Genomic DNA, 3,514 nt, shown 5'->3' with positions numbered 1-3,514 from the left:
GCGCTGGGCCCTCCTCAATCCCGATGCTGGGGTAGCGGCGCTGAAGCAAACCTGAGGGTCCTGACGGCGCTTTCAGGGGCCGGGTGCGGCGCCGTTGCCGGGGGCTCTGCCCCCGGACCCCCGCGCCTCAAACGCCGGCGGGGCTGGATTTTGCCGGCGGGGCCGGATTTGGCCGGCGAGGGCTGAAATTACTCAGCACGGCCGCTTGCGGAGTTCCATGACGTAGTCGTGGGGGGCGCCCGCGGATTCGGCGGCGTCGGCGAGTTCGCCCAGGTAGCGGGCCGAGGGGAGGCCACCCTCGTAGCCGTTCAGGACGTACACCCAGGCCGCTTCCTCGCCGTCCAGGGTGTGCACGCGCACCCGCATGCGGCGGTAGATGTCGAGCCCGACGCCCTCCCACCGGTCCATCGAGTCCTCGTCCAGCGGCGCGATGTCGTACAGCGCCACGAAGACCTGGTGGCGCGGCGCTTCGACGATCGTCGCCAGCGCGCCCTCCCAGCCCATCTGCTCGCCGCCGAACGTGAGGCGCCAGTCGTTGATCCAGCCCGTGCCGCGCAGCGGCGAATGCGGAGCGCGGCGCGTCATCAGCCGCGGGTCGAGGTTGCCGGCGTACGCGGCGTAGAGCGACATGAGGTCGAGAGTACGGGAGGGGCGACCTCCCACGCGTGCCCGCCCGGATGCACCGGACCCCGCCGGGACCCGGCCGGGACCCCGCCCGGAGCCCGGCAGGGCCCTGACCTGGGGGCGCCCCGGCCCTGCCCGGATGGCGGACCGGGCGTGAAGCACCTTGATGCGTGCGGGACAATGGGGCACGGAATGCATCCCCCGGGGAGACCCCCCGGAAGCCCCGGCCGGGGCGGCAGCCGGCCGGGTAGACGTGAGGCGGAGTTTTCGTGACCCGGATCGTGATCATCGGCGGCGGACCAGGCGGGTATGAGGCGGCCCTCGTGGGGGCCCAGCTCGGCGCGGAGGTGACCGTCGTGGACTGCGACGGTCTGGGCGGGGCGTCGGTGCTCACCGACTGCGTGCCGTCCAAGACCCTCATCGCGACCGCCGAGGTCATGACGACCTTCGACTCGTCGTACGAGGAGCTCGGCATCGTCGTCGCCGACGACACCCCGCCGCTGGAACAGGCCGCGCGCGTCGTCGGCGTGGACCTCGGCAAGGTGAACCGGCGCGTCAAGCGCCTGGCGCTCGCCCAGTCGCACGACATCACCGCCTCCGTGACCCGGGCCGGCGCCCGCGTCGTACGGGGCCGCGGCAAGCTCGGCGGCCCGCAGGGCATCGACGGCACGCGCGACGTCATCGTCACCGCGGCGGACGGCACCGAGACGATCCTCACCGCCGACGCCGTGCTCATCGCGACCGGCGGGCACCCCCGCGAGATCCCGGACGCGATGCCCGACGGCGAGCGGATCCTGAACTGGACCCAGGTCTACGACCTCGACGAGCTCCCCGAGGAGCTCATCGTGGTCGGGTCGGGCGTCACCGGCGCGGAGTTCGCCGGCGCGTACCAGGCCCTCGGCTCCCGGGTGACCCTGGTGTCCTCCCGCGACCGCGTGCTGCCCGGCGAGGACCCGGACGCCGCCGCCGTTCTGGAGGACGTCTTCCGCCGCCGCGGCATGAACGTCATCGGCCGCTCCCGCGCCGAGTCCGCCAAGCGGGTCGGCGACCGCGTGGAGGTCACCCTCTCCGACGGCCGGGTCATCACCGGCACGCACTGCCTGATGGCGGTCGGCGCGATCCCGAACACCAAGGACATGAACCTGGAGGAGTCCGGGGTCAAGCTCAAGGAGTCCGGGCACATCTGGACCGACAAGGTCTCGCGCACCTCCTCGCCCGGCGTGTACGCGGCCGGCGACGTGACCGGCATCTTCGCCCTGGCCTCCGTGGCCGCCATGCAGGGCCGCATCGCGATGTACCACTTCCTCGGCGACGCGGTGGCCCCGCTGAACCTCAAGACGGTCTCCTCGAACGTCTTCACCGACCCCGAGATCGCCACCGTCGGCTACACGCAGGCCGACGTGGACTCCGGCAAGATCGACGCCCGGGTCGTGAAGCTCCCGCTGCTGCGCAACCCGCGCGCGAAGATGCAGGGCATCCGGGACGGCTTCGTGAAGATGTTCTGCCGCCCGGGCACCGGCATCGTCGTCGGCGGCGTGGTCGTCTCGCCGCGCGCGAGCGAGCTGATCCACCCGATTTCGATCGCCGTCGACAACAATCTGACGGTCGAGCAGATCGCAAACGCGTTCACCGTGTACCCCTCGCTGTCCGGGTCGATCGCCGAGGTGGCGCGCCAGCTGCACACGCGGAAGGCCGCCGGGGAGGCATAGGTCCCGGTAACGCCCCTTGTGTGCAAGGGGCTTGGAGTCCACTGACGGCCCGTCGCGGAGCAGGTGTGCGGCGGGCCGAGCGCGTATACCACTAGTTGCCCCACCGTATGGACAACTTCGGAATTCCGGCGCAAAGAGCTGAAAGCAGACGGTCGTTGGGGTTACTGTCAGTTTCGTGTTCGCTGCAGAACGTCGCCAATTGATTCTCGAAATGGTGCGGGCCAACGGAGCGGTATCGCTCCGGGAGCTCGCCCGCGTCGTCCAGACCTCCGAAGTGACCGTACGGCGGGACGTGCGGGCGCTGGAGGCAGAAGGACTCCTCGACCGCCGGCACGGCGGTGCGGTACTGCCGGGCGGTTTCACGCGGGAGTCCGGCTTTCCGCAAAAGTCCCATCTCGCGACGGCGGAGAAGACCGCCATTGCCGATGTCGCGGCCTCCCTCGTGGAAGAGGGCGAGGCCATCGTCGTCGGCGCGGGAACCACGACCCAGGAGCTGGCCCGCCGGCTCGCCCGGGTGCCCGGCCTGACCGTCGTGACCAACTCCCTCCTGGTCGCGCAGGCGCTGGCCCATGCGAACCGGGTGGAGGTGGTGATGACCGGCGGCACCCTGCGCGGGTCCAACTACGCCCTCGTCGGCAGCGGCGCCGAACAGTCCCTCCAGGGCCTGCGGGTCTCCCGCGCCTTCCTCTCCGGGAGCGGCCTGACGGCGGAGCGCGGCCTGTCCACGTCCAACATGCTCTCGGCGAGCGTGGACCGCGCGCTCGTCCAGGCGGCGGCGGAGGTCGTGGTCCTGGCGGACCACACGAAGCTCGGCACGGACACCATGTTCCAGACGGTGCCGACCGATGTGATGACCCGCCTGGTCACGGACGAGCCCCCGCCGCACGACGACCGCGCGGGCACGGAACTCCAGGCGCTGGCGGACCAGGGCGTCCAGATCACGGTGGCCGGCGGGACGGCGGGCTCCGGCGCGACCGGCGAGGGCATGGCGGGCCGCCGCCCCCGCCGCGAATCGCCCCTCCCGGTCCAGCGCCGGGGCGGCCCGACGGCCCAGCTCCGCAGCGCGGGCATGATGCCGGACCCCCAGCCGGGGGAGCGGGAGCGCGCCCGGGTGGCGGACTTGCGGGGGGGTTAGGCACATAACCGCCGCAGGCCCCCAGGACCCGAATGGCTCCTGGGGG

3 protein-coding genes are annotated in these 3,514 nt (G+C 72.0%); 2 read left to right on the top strand and 1 reads right to left on the bottom strand.

Annotated elements, in window-relative coordinates; all coding sequences use genetic code 11:
• Nucleotides 1-192: 192 nt before the first annotated feature.
• The gene (locus tag ACFXDJ_RS35260) at nucleotides 193-630 is read right to left on the bottom strand and encodes a gamma-glutamylcyclotransferase (protein WP_215148387.1); all 438 of its coding nucleotides are present in this window, start codon (nucleotides 628-630) and stop codon (nucleotides 193-195) included.
• 263 nt (nucleotides 631-893) lie between these two features.
• Between ACFXDJ_RS35260 and ACFXDJ_RS35255 the strand changes: the two genes are divergently transcribed.
• Both ACFXDJ_RS35255 and ACFXDJ_RS35250 read left to right on the top strand, forming a co-directional pair.
• On the top strand, nucleotides 894-2,333 hold the full coding sequence (locus tag ACFXDJ_RS35255; RefSeq protein WP_384663260.1) for an NAD(P)H-quinone dehydrogenase: 1,440 nt from the start codon (nucleotides 894-896) through the stop codon (nucleotides 2,331-2,333).
• Between the two features lie 175 nt (nucleotides 2,334-2,508).
• The gene (locus ACFXDJ_RS35250) at nucleotides 2,509-3,468 is read left to right on the top strand and encodes a DeoR/GlpR family DNA-binding transcription regulator (protein WP_384851254.1); all 960 of its coding nucleotides are present in this window, start codon (nucleotides 2,509-2,511) and stop codon (nucleotides 3,466-3,468) included.
• Nucleotides 3,469-3,514: the final 46 nt, after the last annotated feature.

Origin of the sequence: Streptomyces sp. NPDC059443, from assembly GCF_042750105.1 — a bacterium.
GTDB lineage: Bacteria > Actinomycetota > Actinomycetes > Streptomycetales > Streptomycetaceae > Streptomyces.
This window is presented reverse-complemented; position numbering and strand designations above follow the sequence as displayed.

Coding starts and splice junctions, on each gene's coding strand:
- ACFXDJ_RS35260 (WP_215148387.1), bottom strand. CDS start 630: ATGTCGCTCTACGCCGCGTACGCCGGCAACCTCGACCCGCGGCTGATG.